General features: G+C 46.5%; 18 protein-coding genes. 10 read left to right on the top strand and 8 right to left on the bottom strand.

Going from position 1 to position 18,190, the window contains the following annotated elements:
• Positions 1–105: 105 nt before the first annotated feature.
• A complete protein-coding gene (locus tag QZ323_RS12965; RefSeq protein WP_294635117.1) occupies positions 106–999 on the bottom strand; it encodes a hypothetical protein in 894 nt (297 codons plus the stop codon).
• Positions 1,000–1,028: 29 nt separating this feature from the next.
• Here QZ323_RS12965 and QZ323_RS12960 point away from each other — a divergent pair, with 29 nt between their 5' ends.
• Positions 1,029–2,537: an FtsX-like permease family protein gene (locus QZ323_RS12960; RefSeq protein WP_363175150.1), complete on the top strand. Its 1,509-nt coding sequence runs from the start codon at positions 1,029–1,031 to the stop codon at positions 2,535–2,537.
• Here the strand turns inward: QZ323_RS12960 and QZ323_RS12955 are convergent.
• From QZ323_RS12955 to QZ323_RS12945, 3 genes are all read right to left on the bottom strand, one after another.
• Entirely contained in the window at positions 2,524–3,123 is a 600-nt protein-coding gene (locus QZ323_RS12955) for an aminotransferase class IV family protein (protein ID WP_294635115.1), read from the bottom strand. The genes QZ323_RS12960 and QZ323_RS12955 overlap by 14 nt on opposite strands.
• Complete coding sequence (locus QZ323_RS12950) at positions 3,107–4,102, bottom strand: aminodeoxychorismate synthase component I (protein ID WP_294635120.1); 996 nt, start codon at positions 4,100–4,102, stop codon at positions 3,107–3,109. The genes QZ323_RS12955 and QZ323_RS12950 overlap by 17 nt, the downstream gene beginning before the upstream one ends.
• Positions 4,103–4,174: 72 nt before the next feature.
• Positions 4,175–5,362 (bottom strand): aminotransferase class I/II-fold pyridoxal phosphate-dependent enzyme, encoded by a 1,188-nt coding sequence (locus QZ323_RS12945; RefSeq protein ID WP_294635114.1) that lies wholly within the window; start codon positions 5,360–5,362, stop codon positions 4,175–4,177.
• A gap of 209 nt (positions 5,363–5,571) precedes the next feature.
• Between QZ323_RS12945 and QZ323_RS12940 the strand changes: the two genes are divergently transcribed.
• The 3 genes from QZ323_RS12940 to QZ323_RS12930 all read left to right on the top strand — a co-directional run bounded on the left by QZ323_RS12940 (position 5,572) and on the right by QZ323_RS12930 (position 9,087).
• Positions 5,572–6,636 (top strand): diacylglycerol kinase family lipid kinase, encoded by a 1,065-nt coding sequence (locus QZ323_RS12940; RefSeq protein ID WP_294635113.1) that lies wholly within the window; start codon positions 5,572–5,574, stop codon positions 6,634–6,636.
• 289 nt (positions 6,637–6,925) lie between these two features.
• Complete coding sequence (gene aspS, locus QZ323_RS12935; protein WP_294635111.1) at positions 6,926–8,683, top strand: aspartate--tRNA ligase; 1,758 nt, start codon at positions 6,926–6,928, stop codon at positions 8,681–8,683.
• Positions 8,684–8,697: 14 nt separating this feature from the next.
• The gene (locus QZ323_RS12930) at positions 8,698–9,087 is read left to right on the top strand and encodes a GtrA family protein (protein WP_294635110.1); all 390 of its coding nucleotides are present in this window, start codon (positions 8,698–8,700) and stop codon (positions 9,085–9,087) included.
• A gap of 122 nt (positions 9,088–9,209) precedes the next feature.
• Here QZ323_RS12930 and QZ323_RS12925 read toward each other — a convergent pair whose 3' ends face one another.
• Genes QZ323_RS12925 through QZ323_RS12915 form a run of 3 tightly spaced genes read right to left on the bottom strand, consistent with a single transcriptional unit; the run spans position 9,210 to position 11,771 of the window.
• Positions 9,210–10,094 carry a carbon-nitrogen hydrolase gene (locus tag QZ323_RS12925; protein WP_294635109.1) on the bottom strand — a complete coding sequence of 295 codons (885 nt, stop codon included), beginning with the start codon at positions 10,092–10,094 and terminating at the stop codon, positions 9,210–9,212.
• A gap of 45 nt (positions 10,095–10,139) precedes the next feature.
• Complete coding sequence (locus QZ323_RS12920) at positions 10,140–11,180, bottom strand: agmatine deiminase family protein (RefSeq protein ID WP_294635108.1); 1,041 nt, start codon at positions 11,178–11,180, stop codon at positions 10,140–10,142.
• Positions 11,181–11,231: 51 nt separating this feature from the next.
• Positions 11,232–11,771 carry a DUF2148 domain-containing protein gene (locus QZ323_RS12915; RefSeq protein WP_294635107.1) on the bottom strand — a complete coding sequence of 180 codons (540 nt, stop codon included), beginning with the start codon at positions 11,769–11,771 and terminating at the stop codon, positions 11,232–11,234.
• 108 nt (positions 11,772–11,879) lie between these two features.
• Between QZ323_RS12915 and QZ323_RS12910 the strand changes: the two genes are divergently transcribed.
• The 4 genes from QZ323_RS12910 to QZ323_RS12895 all read left to right on the top strand — a co-directional run bounded on the left by QZ323_RS12910 (position 11,880) and on the right by QZ323_RS12895 (position 15,357).
• Positions 11,880–12,500 (top strand): ATP-binding cassette domain-containing protein, encoded by a 621-nt coding sequence (locus tag QZ323_RS12910; RefSeq protein WP_294635119.1) that lies wholly within the window; start codon positions 11,880–11,882, stop codon positions 12,498–12,500.
• Positions 12,501–12,558: 58 nt separating this feature from the next.
• On the top strand, positions 12,559–13,368 hold the full coding sequence (locus QZ323_RS12905; RefSeq protein ID WP_294635105.1) for an ABC transporter permease: 810 nt from the start codon (positions 12,559–12,561) through the stop codon (positions 13,366–13,368).
• A gap of 70 nt (positions 13,369–13,438) precedes the next feature.
• Entirely contained in the window at positions 13,439–14,533 is a 1,095-nt protein-coding gene (locus tag QZ323_RS12900; protein ID WP_294635104.1) for a Nif3-like dinuclear metal center hexameric protein, read from the top strand.
• 5 nt (positions 14,534–14,538) lie between these two features.
• The gene (locus tag QZ323_RS12895) at positions 14,539–15,357 is read left to right on the top strand and encodes a C4-type zinc ribbon domain-containing protein (RefSeq protein WP_294635103.1); all 819 of its coding nucleotides are present in this window, start codon (positions 14,539–14,541) and stop codon (positions 15,355–15,357) included.
• A 149-nt stretch (positions 15,358–15,506) separates the two neighbouring features.
• Here the strand turns inward: QZ323_RS12895 and QZ323_RS12890 are convergent, their stop codons facing one another.
• Positions 15,507–15,956: a type I restriction enzyme HsdR N-terminal domain-containing protein gene (locus QZ323_RS12890; RefSeq protein ID WP_294635102.1), complete on the bottom strand. Its 450-nt coding sequence runs from the start codon at positions 15,954–15,956 to the stop codon at positions 15,507–15,509.
• Positions 15,957–16,085: 129 nt separating this feature from the next.
• Here QZ323_RS12890 and QZ323_RS12885 point away from each other — a divergent pair, with 129 nt between their 5' ends.
• Together QZ323_RS12885 and holA are read left to right on the top strand one after the other, a co-directional pair.
• Positions 16,086–16,862, top strand: a complete 777-nt coding sequence (locus QZ323_RS12885; RefSeq protein ID WP_294635101.1) for an AMP nucleosidase — start codon at positions 16,086–16,088, stop codon at positions 16,860–16,862.
• A gap of 9 nt (positions 16,863–16,871) precedes the next feature.
• Positions 16,872–17,894, top strand: a complete 1,023-nt coding sequence (gene holA, locus QZ323_RS12880; RefSeq protein ID WP_294635099.1) for a DNA polymerase III subunit delta — start codon at positions 16,872–16,874, stop codon at positions 17,892–17,894.
• Positions 17,895–18,190: the final 296 nt, after the last annotated feature.

Genomic DNA, 18,190 nt, shown 5'->3' with positions numbered 1-18,190 from the left:
TTTAAAGTTACTAATTTTCAGGGACTTTTGCAAGAAATAACTAATTAAAAATCAACAATATAACCGACAAAATTCAATTTTTGTCATCTACTAAAGTTTTTTGCATTACATTTTCATTGAATTTCCACGCTTTTGAACCTGTTCATATCTGCCGATAGCAACATCATCCACTTCGCGAACAGCCTTGCTGTACTCGCTATTGGATAGATTTTCTTTCTTGTCTGCTGTGAATACGAGGAAAGTTCCGATAGCTCTGTAATCCTCCTTGTCTTTGCCAAAGGCTTCCATCACACTTTTGATGGTCTTTGATTCCTCTCGGCTGAAGATGCTGCGATATGTATCCTTGGCAAAACTGATGATTGAATCGACAGCTTTTCTGAAAGTACCATTACTTTGCATTAGGATTTTTGTAAATATCCTCAGCATCTTGTCTCTCCACGAAAGACGGTCTTTCAAATTGCGAATCTCATCATCCTTTTTAAGTACAGCATTGCGAACGGCACTCTCCATCTGCTGTGCAACTGATTTCTTATAGTCTTCGAGCTTGGCGGTTTCAGCCTGTGTCCGTTTGCGTTCTTCGGCTATAGCTTCGCGTGCTTCCGCCAAATCAAGTTTCAAGTCCTCAATATCGCCTTTTAGAGCTTTGGACTTTCCTGTAGCCCAATCAGCAACAGCACCGAGCAATTGACTTCCTTTCTCCTTGTTCAGTTTGGATCGTTTATCACTGATGGCCTTGTCGAGCATTTCATTCTGCTTCTCTTTTTGCAGGGCTTCATCACGTAGGGCTTGTGTTATACTCTCTGCTTCCAAAACCTCCTGCTCGGCAACCTTCACCTGATACTCTTTGTATCGCCTTACGGCATCCAAATTACGGAGTTCGGATTTCTGTCTTTCAAGGATGAAGTCGTTACGTTCAAAATGCTCCTTGCCAGTCTCGGCTTTGGATTGTCCTCGCTCCATTTCAAGAATCTCGGATGCCAATGTCTGCATTTCCATCATGTCATCATCATTGAGTTTGCAACTCTTTCCTGTTTATCGGTTGTTTCAACTATGTCAACCTGAGCTTCTCGCGTCTACTGCGGCAGATACGCACTTTGCATATCGAATGTCTTTTGGGAGCCACCCGCCGCCATATCTGTTGGCAACTCTTTGCCGACACTTTCCTGATGGTGATTGCCGCATTCCTTCTGTCCGTCTTGCTGATGAACGACCTGATGGCTGCCTTCAATGCGACGGTCGCTGCAAAGTTGTCGTTCGCATATCTTTTTTCCGGTCAGGTCTTTCCGGTTCTCCTGCTGTTTGTGGTTGTATTTTCGGTGATACCGGCGCAATACATGAGTCGGAAAATACGCACACTGTCCGAGAGCAGTTACCGGAGTTTCTTTACCGGACGTAAGAAACAGCGGATCGTTGCTACGCTGGTTACCCTGCAGTTCGTTATTTCTATGTGCCTGCTGAGTGCCTTTATGGTCATCCGCAGCCAGATGGGTTTGATAGAGCAGGAGGGGAGCCGCTACAAAGGAATCATAGAGTTGGGCATGGATGACTCCGTCCTTCCCGTGCACTCTCCTTTGCAGATGTGGGCGGAAGAGATCAGGCGGACGGACGGAGTAGAGCATGTTGCCTTCTCGCGGTCGGGACTTTATCCGATGAGCGTGGCTGTACCCCGTCAAGAGGGTACGGACAAGGACCTGCTGATGTTGGAACTCTACGAGAACGGCATGGATTTCCTGTCCATATATCATCTTGAGTTACTGGACGCCGGACAGACCACCGGCATGTTGGCGCACATTCCCGTGCCGGTGGTGGTGAATGAAGCGTTCGTCCGCTATCTCGTTCCTACAGACGAAGCCCCGACGGGACAGCCTGTCTCCAAATATGTTTCCGGCATGGACATGGATGGAACGATTGTCGGAGTCGTGAAAGACTTCAAGAAGTATTCGCTCACCGACAACGTTTCGCCGATGAGGATGCTTCTCCGCGACACGCCGCAACAGGACTACACTACGTTGACGATAAAGATAGATGAAAAGTTCCGCACGGCGGCAATCCGTTGTCTCCGCGAACTTTGGGAGAAGCGGTACCCCGATATTCCGTTCGAGTATAAAGAACCTTACCGGATATTGATGTCAAGCAATCAGGAAGTGGCCGATTTCTCCCGCCTTCTGCTGATGTATGCTTCTATCAGCCTGTTCCTTACCCTGTTCGGTCTGTTCGGCATCACGTATTATGCCATCCGCCAGCGGATTCGTGAGATAGGGATTCGTAAGATCCACGGTGCTTCTTTCCGGCAGATCCTGTGGCTCGTCAACCGTCCGTTCATACGCTATATAGGCATTGCTTTCGTGCTGACTGTCCCTGTGGTCTGCTATGCGATGGAGGGTTGGCTACAGCAGTTTGCCTATCGCGTGCATCCGGAAATCATCCACTTCCTGTTCCCGCTACTGTTTACTGTCGGCATCACCCTATTCACGGTATGCCTCAATAGCTATCGGGCGGCAAGAAACAACCCTGTAGATAGCATCAAACAGGAATGATCGTATCCCGGTTGATATCCAGGACCAAGGCACCGAAATCAATCATCGCATTGAATAAGGCAATGCGGGAGTAGGAATAAACGTCGTCTGCCGGGATATCACGCTCCTTCAGCGTGCCCTGTTCCAACAGCCAGGCACGCTTTGTCCCTTTCAGGAGGGGAGTCGCAGGGGTGTACCAGGCTCCCCCTTTTTCTAATGCCACGTTGGCAATGGAAGTATCCGTCAGAAGACGGTTTCTGACAATCAGCACGTCATCCTGATTCCCACGAAGGGAATATAATGCCTCCAATTCACTCCGGTCCGCGCTCTTGTAACGGTAGTCTGCCGTATCGGCACGTACCAACCGGAGCGACTGCACCTGCCTCATTCGGTAAGGCGAAAAAGTGACTTCACGTATTTCCCTGTCGTACACGATGCGGCATTTCTGTATTCCGTCTGCCGGACACTCTGCTACGTACTTCCGGATATCCAGCTGTTCCGAGACGCCAAAAACTGCTTTCCGCGTCTCGTTCAGTCTCCGGTTGTGATGGCTAAGATGCTGCAATTCACCGTCGCGCACCTGTATGGTTTCAATAAATCGGCACATATACTTTCTGTTTCATTTCTTCATATTCGCTGCGGGCATCGCTCTTGAAGGTGATGCCTCCGCCACTTTTGAAATAGAATCCATCGGGTTGCTGCTCCACAAAACGGATCATCACGGCACTGTCCAGGCGGCTTCCGTCGAAGTAGCCGGTAATGCCCGTGTAGAAACCGCGCTCGTATCCTTCGGCTTCACGGATAATCTGCATCGTCTTCGGCTTGGGCGCACCGGTGATGGAGCCGGCAGGCAACATGCTGAAAAGGATGTCGCCCAAGCGGGATTCATATCTCTCGGGCAGTTTGCCGCATATCTCCGAACTGGTTTGCAGGATAGGGCCTCGGTTGGTGTGTATGACGTCGACATAACGGTAGTGTTTGACCCTGACGTGGGAAGCCACGATGCTCAGGTCGTTCCTAATCAGATCCACAATCGTGGCGTGTTCTGCCGCCTCTTTCTCATCTTCCAGCAGTGTGCGCCGGGCGTCGGGCAGGGTAGCGTCAATCGTTCCTTTCATGGGATAGGAGGAGATAATCCCGTCGGTTATCCGGACGAAAATCTCCGGCGAGAACACGACAAACCGTCCCTTCATCCATAGTTTATACAGGGCACGGGAGTGGAAATAGAGGTCTTCCAAGGTCAGATTGGTGTGTACCGGAGTACGCGACGTCAGGTTTGTGAGGAAACTGTTTCCCGCAAGGATGTTCTTTTTGACGTGTCCGAACGCATGTTCGTACGTCTCGAAGGGGATGGGGCCGGGACACCATACGATTTGCTTCGGCAACGCTCGCGGTTGCAGGGGGCGTCCGCTGCTTTCGTTCGTAAATCCATTCAGGTTGTACAGTAGTTCCGCAGAAGAGATCTCCTTTACTTCTTCCACGTAAATCTGTTCCTGTAAGTAGTCTATCAGAAAGACAAACGGCGTTGCGTTGCCAGCCAGGGCATTCATGCGTTGTGTTGCCTCCTGTTTATTATATAATTTCATAGTTCCCATAAAAAAAGACTGCCTTTTTCCGGAGGCAGTCTTTCTTTTATTTATCTGATTTATAGAGAATCTTTATTTAATTATGCCCAATTCGCGGAAGCATTTCGTCAACTTCTCAACGGCATAGTCCACTTGCTCTTTAGTGTGGGTAGCCATCAGCGCTACGCGTACCAACGTATCTTGCGGAGCACATGCGGGCGGAATCACCGGATTGATAAAGATACCTTCGTCGAACGCCATCTTGGTTACCACAAACGTTTTCTCAGCATCACGCACATACAACGGTATGATAGGGGACTCTGTCTCGCCGATTTCGAAACCTGCATCGCGGAATTTCTTCAAGGCATAGTTAGTGATGTCCCACAAACGTTGCTGACGTTCCGGTTCGTTCATGATAATGTGCAGGGCTTCGCGGGCAGCAGCCGTAGCGGCAGGCGTATTACTTGCCTGGAAGATATAGGAACGTGCATTGTGGCGCAACCAGTTGATGACGGAAGAATCTCCTGCCACAAACCCACCGATAGAAGCTAATGACTTGCTGAAAGTACCCATAATCAGGTCAATGTCCTTAGTTACTCCGAAGTGGTCGCATACTCCGCGACCTTGTCTTCCGAAGACACCCAAGCCATGTGCCTCGTCTACCATGATGCTGGCGTTATATTTCTTCTTCAGACGTACGATCTCCGGCAAGTTGGCAAGGTCGCCTTCCATAGAGAACACACTGTCCACCACGATCAGCTTGATAGCATCCGGCTCGCATCTTTGGAGTTCCTTCTCCAGTTCAGCCATATCATTGTGCTTATACTTCAACTGTGTAGAGAAAGAAAGACGGCGGCCGTCCACAATAGAAGCGTGTACGCGGTCGTCACAGATGATATAATCGTTGCGTCCTGTCAGTTGGGGAATGACTCCTTCGTTCACCGTAAACCCGGTGGAGAAGCAAAGAGCTTCATCTTTTCCTACGAACTCTGCCAATTCCTTTTCCAGCTCTACGTGTATATCAAGAGTTCCGTTCAGCAAACGGGAGCCGGCACAACCGGTACCATACTTATCTGTAGCAGCTTTGGCAGCATCTATGATTCTTTTATCGTAAGTCAGTCCCGTATAGGCATTCGAGCCGAACATCAGGACTTTTTTTCCATCCATCAACACCTCAGTATCCTGATGGCTGTCGATCGTACGGAAATAGGGATATACGCCCATTGCCATGTATTGTTGCGGCAAGTCGTATTTCGCTAATTTGTCTTGTAGTAATCCCATGAAATCTCTATTAATAGTATGAAATATTTAATTCTTAATTATAATCCTTTTAAAAACAGGGGGCAAAGATAGCAAAATATGTTTTTATATGTTCTTTTTCTGATAAAAAAATATACCTCGTTATGCATTAACGTTCACTCCATGCCTGAAAATTCAAGTATTTGTATTATTTTTGCCATTCGAATAATTGCATAGTGAAATTACCTTGCATGGACGCAGAAAAAAAGAAAATATCATTCATCGTGAACCCGAAATCCGGCACCCAGAGCAAAGAACACATCCTTCACCTGCTCGATGAGAAGCTGGACCGTATGAAGTTTCTTTCGGAAATAGTATATACGGAATATGCCGGGCATGCCATCGAAATCGCCGCACAAAAGGCGAAGGAGAACGAATTTGCCGTAGTGGCAATCGGCGGAGACGGCACGATCAACGAAATAGCCCGTTCGCTGGTGCACACAAAGACGGCACTGGGAATCATTCCCTGCGGTTCGGGGAACGGATTGGCACGCCATCTGCAAATCCCGATGGACTCCAAACGGGCGATTGAAATCATCAACGGAGGAGTGCTGGATGTCATCGACTACGGAAAGATCAATGATGTGCCTTTCTTCTGTACGTGTGGAGTGGGCTTCGATGCTTTCGTCAGCCTGAAGTTTGCAAAAGCGGGCAGGAGAGGACCCCTCACTTATTTGGAAAAGACCCTACTGGAAAGCCTGAAGTACCAACCTGAAACCTACGAGCTGGAGACGGAAGACGGCACTTTGAAGTATAAAGCGTTCCTCATAGCCTGCGGCAACGCCTCGCAATATGGCAACAATGCCTACATTGCCCCGCAGGCAACCCTGACGGACGGACTGCTGGATGTGACGATATTGGAACCTTTCACCGTGCTGGATGTACCTTCGCTCTCCTTCCAGTTGTTCAACAAGACGATAGACCAGAACAGTCGCATCAAAACTTTCCGTTGCCGGAAGTTGCGCATTCATCGCACTAAACCGGGAGTGGTACACTTTGACGGAGACCCGATGATGATGGGAGAGGATATTGAGGTAAAAGTGTTCAAGGAAGAACTACAGGTCATCGTTCCGCCTTATGCCGAGAAGGATTCTTCGAACGTATTGCAACGGGCGCAAGACTACATCAACGGACTGAAACAGATCAATGAAGCCATCGTGGAAGATATCGCTCAAAAGAACAAGATGATATTGGACAAGAGCAGAGAGCAGATCAACAAGAGCAAGGAACAGATTAAGAAGTTAACGAAAATCTAAGAAACTGTTTTAATTTTCTTTTTTAAAGGTTCCCTCAGCCCTTTCTGAGTTTATTTTCGGTCTTTTTATCTGTTTCCCTTCGTCACATAGCCCGCTATGCTCCTCTTGAAAACAGATAAAAATCCGCAAAAATAACTCTCAGAAGGAAGCTGAAAGAAAATCAAAACAGTTTCTAAGTTTTTTATAAAATAAATCTGTATTTTTGCAAACCGATAACAGAAGTGACGTACTTTGAGAACGGCACGGACTGAATAATGAATTGTAACTTATTAAATCATTCATAAAAAAGATGTTTAGAACACATACCTGCGGGGAACTTCGTATCTCCGATGTCAACAAGCAAGTAACGCTGGCAGGTTGGGTGCAACGCAGCCGCAAGATGGGAGGCATGACTTTCGTAGACCTCCGCGACCGCTATGGCATCACCCAGTTAGTCTTCAACGAAGAAGTGGACGCGGCACTCTGCGAAAATGCCAACCACTTAGGCCGTGAATTTGTCATCCAGATCACCGGAACAGTAAACGAGCGTTTCAGCAAGAATGCGAACATTCCGACCGGAGACATTGAAATCATTGTGTCGGAACTGAAGGTGCTGAACGCAGCGCAAACCCCTCCTTTCACCATCGAAGACAATACGGATGGCGGCGACGATATCCGTATGAAATTCCGTTATCTGGACCTGCGCCGTCCTTCCGTACGCAAAAACCTGGAGCTTCGCCATAAAATGACGATCGAAGTACGCCAGTACTTGGACAGCCAAGGTTTCATTGAAGTGGAAACTCCCGTACTGGTAGGCTCTACCCCCGAAGGCGCCCGCGATTTCGTTGTGCCCTCGCGCATGAATCCGGGACAGTTTTACGCGCTTCCGCAAAGCCCACAGACCTTGAAGCAGTTGCTAATGGTTTCCGGCTTCGACCGTTACTTCCAGATCGCGAAATGTTTCCGCGATGAAGACCTTCGTGCCGACCGTCAACCGGAGTTTACACAGATAGACTGCGAAATGTCTTTCGTAGAGCAGGATGACATCATCAACCTGTTTGAGGGCATGACCAAATACCTTTTCAAGAAAATACGCGGAATAGAACTGGAAGGTGAGTTCCAGCGCATGCCGTGGGCGGACGCCATGAAGTATTATGGTAGCGACAAACCCGACTTGCGCTTCGGCATGAAGTTCGTGGAACTGATGGATATCCTGAAAGGTTACGGTTTCTCCGTATTTGATAACGCTGCATACATCGGCGGTATCTGCGCAGAAGGTGCGGCACACTACACCCGCAAGCAGCTGGATGCCCTGACAGAGTTTGTAAAGAGACCGCAAATCGGTGCAAAAGGCATGGTATATGCGCGTATCGAAGCCGACGGAACAGTGAAATCGAGCGTCGACAAGTTCTATACGCAGGAAGTACTGCAAAAGATGAAAGAGGCCTTCGGTGCCAAACTCGGCGACCTTATCCTGATATTGAGCGGCGACGATGCGATGAAGACGCGCAAGCAACTCTGCGAACTCCGTCTGGAGATGGGTAACCAATTAGGATTGCGCGACAAGAATACGTTCGCATGCCTGTGGATAGTCGATTTCCCGATGTTTGAATGGAGCGAACAGGAAAACCGCCTGATGGCTATGCACCATCCTTTCACGCATCCGAAAGATGAAGACATCGCCCTGCTGGATACCGATCCTGCTGCTGTGCGTGCCGATGCGTATGATATGGTCATCAATGGTGTGGAAGTTGGTGGCGGTTCCATCCGTATCCACGATCCGAAATTGCAGGCAAAGATGTTCGAAATCCTGGGCTTCACTCCTGAGAAAGCGGAGGAACAGTTCGGCTTCCTGATGAATGCGTTCAAATATGGTGCGCCTCCTCACGGCGGATTGGCTTACGGATTGGACCGTTGGGTATCTCTCTTCGCCGGTCTGGACAGCATCCGCGACTGTATCGCATTCCCCAAGAATAACAGCGGTCGCGATGTGATGCTGGATGCTCCGTCCGTATTGGATCAATCCCAGTTGGACGAATTGAATCTGGTCGTTGATATAAAGGAATAAGTAAATATCCTGCTGTGAGAGAGTCCAGACGCATCCTCCGCTTTGCGATAATCGGCACACTGAATGCGCTGATTACGGCTGTAGTCATCTGGATGATGATGGATGTGCTGAACGTGGACTATATGTTCTCGAATATCACAGCATACGTCATTGCGCAGACCCATAACTTTATATGGTGCAAGCACTGGATATTTCCTTTGGATAAAGAGAAGAAGGGTAACACTTGGAAACAGGTGTTACTCTTTTCTATTGCCTTCGGGATGGCGTACATGGCGCAATTCCTGTTTTTGGTGATGCTGGTAGAAGGGGTGCATTGCAATGAATATCTTGCCCAGTTCTTGGGATTATTCATCTATGGAGGGGTAAACTTTATGATGAATAAGAAAGTGACTTTCGCTTCGTAAACTGATAAAATTTGTCTCACGGGACGAATATTTTCGTCTCGTAAGCCGGTGGAATTCGTCTCATGGGACGGATTTTTTTGTCTCACGAGACGAAATTATCCGTCCCGTGAGACGATTTTTTCTTAGTCGAGGAAGCGTTTCGTCAGTCCTCCATATTCGTCGATACGCCTGTCGCGCAGGAAAGGCCACCAACGACGGACATTCTCCGAACGTTCCATATCTATTTCCACTACCATATTTTCCGGACGGTCGTTTCCTGCTTGTGCCAGCATCTCGCCCTGCGGTCCGGCAACAAAACTATTGCCCCAGAACAGAATCCCATTCGTCTGCATCGACGGGTCGGGTTCGTGTCCTACGCGGTTGACCGATATGACCGGCAATCCGTTGGCTACGGCGTGAGCCCGTTGCGAAATGATCCAAGCATTGAGCTGGCGGGCTTTTTCTTCATCGGTATCCGTGCTTTCCCAACCGATGGCAGTGGGATATATCAGCAGTTCGGCGCCTTTCAGAGCCATGAGGCGGGCTGCTTCCGGATACCACTGGTCCCAGCAGACCAGCACACCCAGTTTCCCAATGGAAGTCTGGATCGGTTCAAATCCGATATCGCCGGGAGTGAAATAGAACTTTTCATAATAGGCAGGATCATCCGGAATGTGCATTTTGCGGTACTTACCGGCAATGCTTCCGTCCCGATCGAAAACGACTGCCGTGTTATGATAGATTCCCGGAGCACGCTTCTCGAATAGGGAAGTTACCAATACGATCTTATTAGCGGCAGCCAGTTCCGAATAAAACCCGGTGGAAGGTCCGGGAATCGTCTCCGCCAAATCGAACAGATTCGTGTTTTCGGTCTGGCAGAAATACAAGGAATTGTGCAACTCCTGCAACACGACCAGCTGTGCACCATGTGCGGCACATGCTGCTATGCTCTCGGCAAGATTCATCAGATTGGTGCGAAGATCCGACGTGTTGGCTTGCTGGATAATACCGACTTTTATTTTTCTCATATCTCTTTTCTTCTTATTTATATTCTCAATCAAATTATCATTCTCTCAACCTAATACGCCTGTAGGGTATTGCATCGTTACGCAATGCAGTGAACCGTGCTGTCTGATCAATGCCCGGCAGTCGATTCCGATAATCTCATGGTTCGGAAAAGCCTCTTGCAGGACTTCCTTGGCACGGGCGTCATTTTCCTGTTGACAGTAAGTAGGGTAAAGTACTGCGCTATTCATAATCAGGAAGTTGGCGTATGTGGCAGGAAGGCGTTCTCCATCTTCTTCAATCCTATCTGCCATGGGCAAAGGCAGCAGGCGATAAGGCGCCCCATCTGCGGTGCGGAAAGTTTTCAGTTGCTCTTCCATCCGGCGAAGAGCCTCGTAATGCTCGTCCTGCGTATCCGTGCATTGCACATAAGCGATGGTGTTCGGAGAACAGAAGCGTGCGAGCGTATCCACATGACTGTCCGTATCGTCTCCGGCCAGATATCCATGATCCAGCCAAAGCACACGTTGCAGGCGGAATTCGGAACAAAGGTACGCCTCTATTTCATCACGGTTCATCTGTCCGTTGCGGTTGGGCGAGAGCAGGCATTGGGAAGTGGTAAGCAATGTCCCTTGCCCGTCACTCTCGATAGAGCCTCCTTCGAGCACAAAACCAAGGCGGTTGACATAACGCCCATGCATGACACCTGCCTCAATCGCCTGGCGGGTAATCAGATTGTCCTTGTCGGAAGCAAATTTCAGTCCCCAACCATTGAACGTAAAATCAAGGAGGGATGGCGTTCCTTCATCAAGCAAGGTGATTGCACCGTGGTCGCGCGCCCAAGTGTCATTGGTCTGGCACTTCAGGAAGCGGACATTGGCCATATTGACAGTCGCTGAGATTTGCTTTCTGACTTCATCCGGTTCGGGAGTCACAATGAGGAGGATTTCGCGTTCCGCTATTTCGCGGGCAATCGCCGTAAAACATGAGCATACCTCGGCAAGCATATAGTTCCAATCGGTATGGGCATGAGGCCAAGTCAGCTGCACGCCGCTTTGCAACGCCCATTCGGCAGGAAGGGTGTTCTTTGATTCTTTATAGTCTGTCATCTTTCAATGTAATAATTCAAACATAAGTGATGAATAGGCAAACGCAAGCTATCAGGGCTTAACCTCCTTAGGCTTCCGGTCGAAGAATGGGTTCTTGGACGATGCGCTGACCGGAATGGCATACACAGATTTGCAACCGGGAAGCCATCCCAACCGTTGTGCGGCAAGTCCTGCGGAGAACATGACGCGCGTGTCCACGCGCAGATCGGCCGCAGTAGCGCATGCTGACCCGATGGCAATTCCTACATCTACGGAATTGACGGCACACGGCACTCCTTCCGGTCTGCCCGCACATGTGGGATATCCGCAGTGTCCGCAGTTCAGTCCTTGCGCCTGCTCGCGCGTACCTATTATAATGACACACTCTGCCTGCAATATATTTTCCGCATCGCGCAGAAAGAATTTCATCCCATGTTCCTCCACCATAGCAATCATCTTGTCCGACAATACCTTCAAACTGTCGTCGGAAATCATCGCAATTTCAATAATATCAACACCTTTACCCTTCGGGGCGGTACGGGCTGCGGTCATCATTTGCCTTGCCACATTCAACACATGTTCGTGTCGGCATGTACGTTCGTTCTGTATCATAACTTTCACTTTTACTAAAATTGATAGCAAAGATACTTATTTCGGCCAATAATTCACCGTTTTCTCAAAATTCCTTTCTATATTTGCTTGCAAATGGAGACCGATACTATACTACAAATAGATGACGCATGCATCGCTTTCGGAGAGGATATACTTTTCTCCGGCTTTTGCTTACAACTGCATGAGGAAGAAATCGCCTGTATTTCCGGTCAGTCGGGAAGGGGAAAAAGTTCTTTGCTGAATGCCATCCTGGGCTTTATCCCTCTCAGAACCGGACGTATCATTGTCAACAACATTCTGCTGGAGAAAGCAACCATCGACCAGGTACGCCGCCAAGTGGCATGGATACCGCAAGAGCTATCACTCCCTTCCGAATGGGTGAAAGAGATGGTTCAGCTTCCGTTCGGACTGAAAGCGAACCGGAGCACTCCCTTTTCAGTCGACAAGCTCTTCGAATACTTTTCCGAATTGGGACTGGAGGAGGAATTGTATGACAAGCGTGTGAATGAAATCTCCGGCGGACAGCGTCAACGCATCATGATTGCCGTAGCCGCCATGCTGCAGAAGCCACTGCTGATAGTAGACGAACCGACATCGGCATTGGACCCGGACTCCGCAGACAAAGTGCTCGCTTTCTTTCGGAAACAAATGAGAAAGGGGAGTGCCATCCTTGCCGTTTCTCATGACCAAAGTTTCGCACAGGGATGTAACCAGATGATAACCTTATAATAAAAGCAATTAGCCTTGTAATAAAGGCAATTAACCTTGCAATAAAAGCCATTTGAAAGTGGAAACAATTGATATCTCATATGCCAGTTTAGCTATCGGATTGCTCTTGCTGATCATTCCGTTGTTCTACTTGTGGAAGTTCAAGACCGGACTGTTATGGGTCACCGTCATTGGTGTCGCGCGCATGATCGTACAGCTTTTCTTTATCGGCGTCTATCTGAAATACCTGTTCCTATGGAACAACCCCTGGATAAATTTCCTATGGGTCATCATCATGATATTCGTTGCTTCCCAAACCGCACTGGCGCGTACCCAACTGAAACGGAAAGTCCTGTTCATTCCCATTTCCGTAGGTTTCTTATGTAGTGTGGTCTGCGTAGGTATGTATTTCATTGCCGTTGTATTGCAACTGGAGAATGTATTCAGCGCGCAATATTTCATACCGATATTTGGTATACTGATGGGAAATATGCTATCCAGCAACGTCGTAGCCCTGAATGCATATTACAGCGGACTGAAACGGGAACAGCAGCTCTACCGCTATTTGCTTGGCAACGGCGCGACAAGGGCAGAAGCACAAGCGCCCTTTATCAAGCAGGCGATCATCAAATCGTTCAGCCCACTGATTGCAAACATTGCTGTAATGGGATTGGTAGCCCTTCCCGGCACCATGATCGGGCAAATTCTGGGGGGTAGCAGCCCGAACATAGCCATCAAATACCAGATGATGATTATGGTGATAACCTTCACGGCATCCATGCTTTCGCTGATGATCACTATTTCGCTGGCTTCCCGCAAGTCATTCGATGCCAGCGGAAAGCTGCTGGAAGTGATGAGAGAGAAGAGAGAAAGGAACATTTTATACTAAAAATCGTAAAACAACCCTGTTCCTTTAGTATGTTTTTCGTATATTTGCACCGAAATTTTCTATATATATAATGAAAATTAAGGAAATAGTAAGCGCCCTTGAACGGTTCGCGCCTCTGCCATTGCAAGACGGATTTGATAATGCCGGTTTGCAAATCGGATTGACAGAGACGGAAGCAACAGGGGCTTTGTTGTGTCTTGACGTTACTGAAGCCGTACTGGACGAAGCGATAGCATTAGGGTACAATCTCATCATATCCCACCACCCGCTGATATTCAAAGGATACAAATCCATCACAGGCAGGGACTATGTAGAACGTTGTATCCTGAAAGCGATAAAGAACGATATCGTGATTTATTCCGCACACACCAATTTGGACAATGCGCCGGGTGGGGTGAATTTCAAAATGGCAGAGAAAATAGGATTGAGCAACGTACGTGTGTTGGAACCTAAAGAAAATGCTTTGTTGAAATTGGTAACCTTTGTTCCGGTCAGCCATGTGGAGAGTGTCCGGAAAGCATTATTTGCAGCTGGATGTGGCTGTATAGGAAACTACGACGCATGTAGCTATAATGTAGAAGGCGAGGGGACTTTCCGTGCCCAGGCAGGTTGCCGTCCGTTTTGTGGAGATATCGGAAATCTGCATACGGAGAAGGAAACGCGTATAGAAACTATACTACCTGCCTATAAAAAGGCGGAAGCCATCAGAGCTTTGTCAAGTGTTCATCCCTATGAGGAACCGGTATTTGATGTGTATCCCCTTCAGAACAATTGGATGCAAGCAGGAGCGGGAGTCATCGGTGAGCTGGAAACTCCAGAAACGGAATTGGAGTTTTTGAAACACATTAAGAAGACTTTTGAAGTGAAATGCCTGAGGCATAACAAACTGAATGGACGCGAGATACAGACTGTTGCCTTGTGTGGAGGAGCCGGAGCTTTTCTGATGCCGCTTGCCATACGGAGTGGCGCAGACGTGTTCATCACTGGAGAAATCAAGTATCACGATTATTTCGGCCATGATACGGATATCCTCCTGGCAGAGATCGGACACTACGAGAGTGAGCAATATACAAAAGAAATATTCTATACAATAATCCGGGAGTTGTTTCCAAGCCTTGCCCTGAAACAGTGCAAAGCAAACACCAACCCCATAAAATATCTATAAATAAAATGGCTAAAGAAGCAAAAAAAGACCCGCAGGAATTGACTGTGGAACAGAAATTGAAAGCACTGTTCCAATTGCAGACCATGTTATCTAAGATTGATGAAATCAAGACGTTAAGAGGTGAACTTCCGTTGGAAGTGCAAGACTTGGAGGATGAAATAGCCGGTCTGAGCACACGCATTGAAAGGATTAAGGCAGAAGTCGCTGAGCTTAAATCTGCCATCGCTACCAAGAAGGTGGAAATCGAAACATCTAAAGCTTCTATTGCAAAATATAAAGATCAGCAAGAGAACGTACGTAACAACCGTGAATACGATTTCCTGAGCAAAGAGATCGAATTCCAAACTCTTGAAATGGAACTCTGCGAAAAGAGAATTAGAGAGTTTACCGCACAGGAGCAGGAGAAATCCGAAGAAGCTGCAAAGAGCACAGTAGCTCTGGAAGAAAGACAAAAAGACTTGGATACCAAGAAGAACGAGTTGGATGAAATCATCTCCGAAACCAAGCAGGAAGAAGAAAAGTTGAGAGACAAAGCCAAAGATCTCGAAACAAAAATCGAACCGCGTCTGCTCCAGTCTTTCAAACGTATCCGCAAGAACTCTCGTAACGGATTGGGTATCGTATACGTACAACGTGATGCTTGTGGTGGATGTTTTAATAAAATCCCGCCTCAAAGACAGTTGGATATCCGTTCCCGTAAGAAAATCATCGTTTGCGAATATTGCGGACGTATCATGATCGACCCGGAATTGGCAGGTGTAACCCTCGAACACAAGGAAGAAGTAAAGGAAAAACCAACCAGAAGAAGAAAACTCACAGAATAATATTAATATCTGTAGTTCTCCAATAGAACCGTTCCTGCAAGTATCCTCACACTATTTGCGGGAACGGTTTATTGATATTATAAAGTAAGGAAAATACAGTTACTGCCTCATTCATAACGAATCCTGATCGCGTGTATCGGGTTCTAATCTTATAAAAGTTGATAATCAGGGATATCTGGCAAGAACATATAACTGTTATTTTCATAATTTATGCGGCAACAGTAATGTTGAATCCCGTTGCTTACCACCAGATAATCCACTTTTAATACCATATTGTAACGGGTGATCTGATCGAACACGGCTTGCGTGATTTCTATGTCCGGAGCTTTATATTCCACAATCATTTGTGCTGTCAGATTACGTCGGTAAAGTACAGTATCACAGCGCTTTTTAGTACCATTCAATTGCAGCTGCACTTCATTTGCCATCAACGCTTGCGGATATCCTTTATAATCCAATAAGAAATGTACAAAATGCTGGCGTACCCATTCTTCCGGTGTGAGTGCTACATAACGACGGCGTATCACATCGAAAATAACGCTCTTTCCATCCTTTCTCGTTACTTTAGCCTCAAATACAGGTAAATTTAATGATAACATAATAACAGATATGTAATTGCAAAAATCAAGAAAATGCTACTGGTTTAATTTCGTGATTTTACTTTTTATTGTATTTTTGTAAGTTAGATAATCGTTTCCTCTATTTAGGAACAAATTTAATGAAATCTTATGAAAACAAAGCAAGAAATCGTGACTAACTGGTTGCCTCGGTATACAAAACGTTCTCTGAAAGACTTCGGAGAATATATCTTGTTGACCAATTTCAATAAATATGTCGATATTTTCGCAGAGAAATTCAATGTGCCCGTTCTTGGAAAAGATGCTAATATGACATCCGCTTCAGCAGAAGGCATGACCATTATTAATTTTGGTATGGGTAGCCCTAACGCTGCCATTATCATGGATTTATTAAGTGCCATCCATCCAAAAGCTTGTCTGTTTTTGGGCAAATGCGGTGGCATCGACAAGAAAAATCGGATAGGGGATCTTATCCTTCCTATTGCTGCCATACGTGGTGAAGGAACTTCCAATGACTACTTTCCCCCGGAGGTACCGGCACTTCCGGCATTTATGTTGCAACGTGCAGTTTCATCTTCCATTCGCGACCATGCTCGCGACTATTGGACAGGGACGGTATATACCACCAACCGGCGTATTTGGGAGCATGACGAAGATTTTAAAGAGTATCTTAAGAAGACCCGTGCCATGGCGGTTGATATGGAAACCGCGACTCTGTTCAGTTGTGGCTTTGCCAATCATATTCCAACAGGTGCGCTTCTATTGGTTTCCGACCAGCCTATGATCCCCGAAGGGGTAAAAACCGATAAAAGCGACAATATGGTCACTCAAAAGTATGTAGCGGAACATGTTGAAATAGGAATCGCTTCCTTGCGTATGATTATCGATGAGAAAAAAACCGTAAAACATTTGAAATTCGACTGGTAAGAACAGAATATGGCAAAACAAGAAATCACTTATGATGACATCGTCAAGGAGTTGAGAGCGAAGCAATACCGTCCCATATACTATCTTATGGGCGAAGAACCTTACTATATTGATCTTATCGCCGATTACATCACAGACAACATCCTGACCGAAACGGAAAAGGAATTCAATCTTACTGTTGTGTACGGCGCAGATGTAGATATAGCCACTGTCATTAATGCCGCCAAACGTTATCCAATGATGTCCGAACACCAAGTGGTAGTGGTAAAAGAAGCACAGAACATTCGTAACATGGAAGAGCTTTCTTTCTATCTGCAAAAACCTTTGCCCTCTACTATATTGGTAATATGTCATAAGCATGGTGTATTGGATAGACGAAAAAAATTGGCTGCTGAGATTGAAAGATGCGGCATTTTGTTCGAGTCAAAGAAAGTAAAAGATGCCCAACTGCCGGCTTTCATCACTTCTTATATGAAACGCAAAGGTATTGATATGGATCCTAAAGCCACTGCTATGTTGGCAGATTTTGTCGGAGCCGATCTAAGCCGTCTCACCGGAGAACTGGAAAAGTTGATTATCACACTTCCAAAAGGATATACAAGAGTCACCCCAGAACAGATAGAAAAGAATATCGGAATCAGTAAAGATTACAATAACTTCGAATTACGCAGTGCTATTGTTGAAAAAGACATTCTGAAGGCGAATAAAATAATAAAATATTTTGAGGAAAATCCAAAGACAAACCCTATACAGATGACTTTATCCTTACTCTTCAGCTTCTTTTCAAATCTTATGTTAGCCTATTATGCACCGGAAAAGTCAGAGCAAGGCATTGCCAATATGTTGGGATTAAAAACTCCCTGGCAAGCGAAAGATTATATGACTGCCATGCGCCGATATAGTGGAGTAAAGACAATGCAAATCATTGGTGAAATCCGATATGCGGATGCAAAATCTAAAGGAGTAGGCGGAAGTTCTTCTCTGAGTGACGGGGATATCCTCCGCGAATTAGTATTTAAAATCTTACACTGATTTATATAAAAACCAATACTTCTATAACAGATGACCTATTAAAAGAAAGATAGGTCATCTGTCACTTTTCATCGATTCCCATAAAGGATACGGCTTATCTTTTATATATACCCATTGGCTGAATTGAATTGAAATCACACCTCATATCTTATATCTCATAACAAGTAATGTTATAGGGCATAACAAATAATGTTATGGAGCATAAGAAGTAATGTTATGATGTCTTTCATTACTTCTTATTTTTTTAAGTACATGACAAAAATTTGAAAACATCGAATTTTGGGGTATAAGTCGGA

The sequence above is a fragment of the uncultured Bacteroides sp. genome (assembly GCF_910585845.1).
Taxonomy (GTDB): Bacteria; Bacteroidota; Bacteroidia; order Bacteroidales; family Bacteroidaceae; genus Bacteroides.
This window is presented reverse-complemented; position numbering and strand designations above follow the sequence as displayed.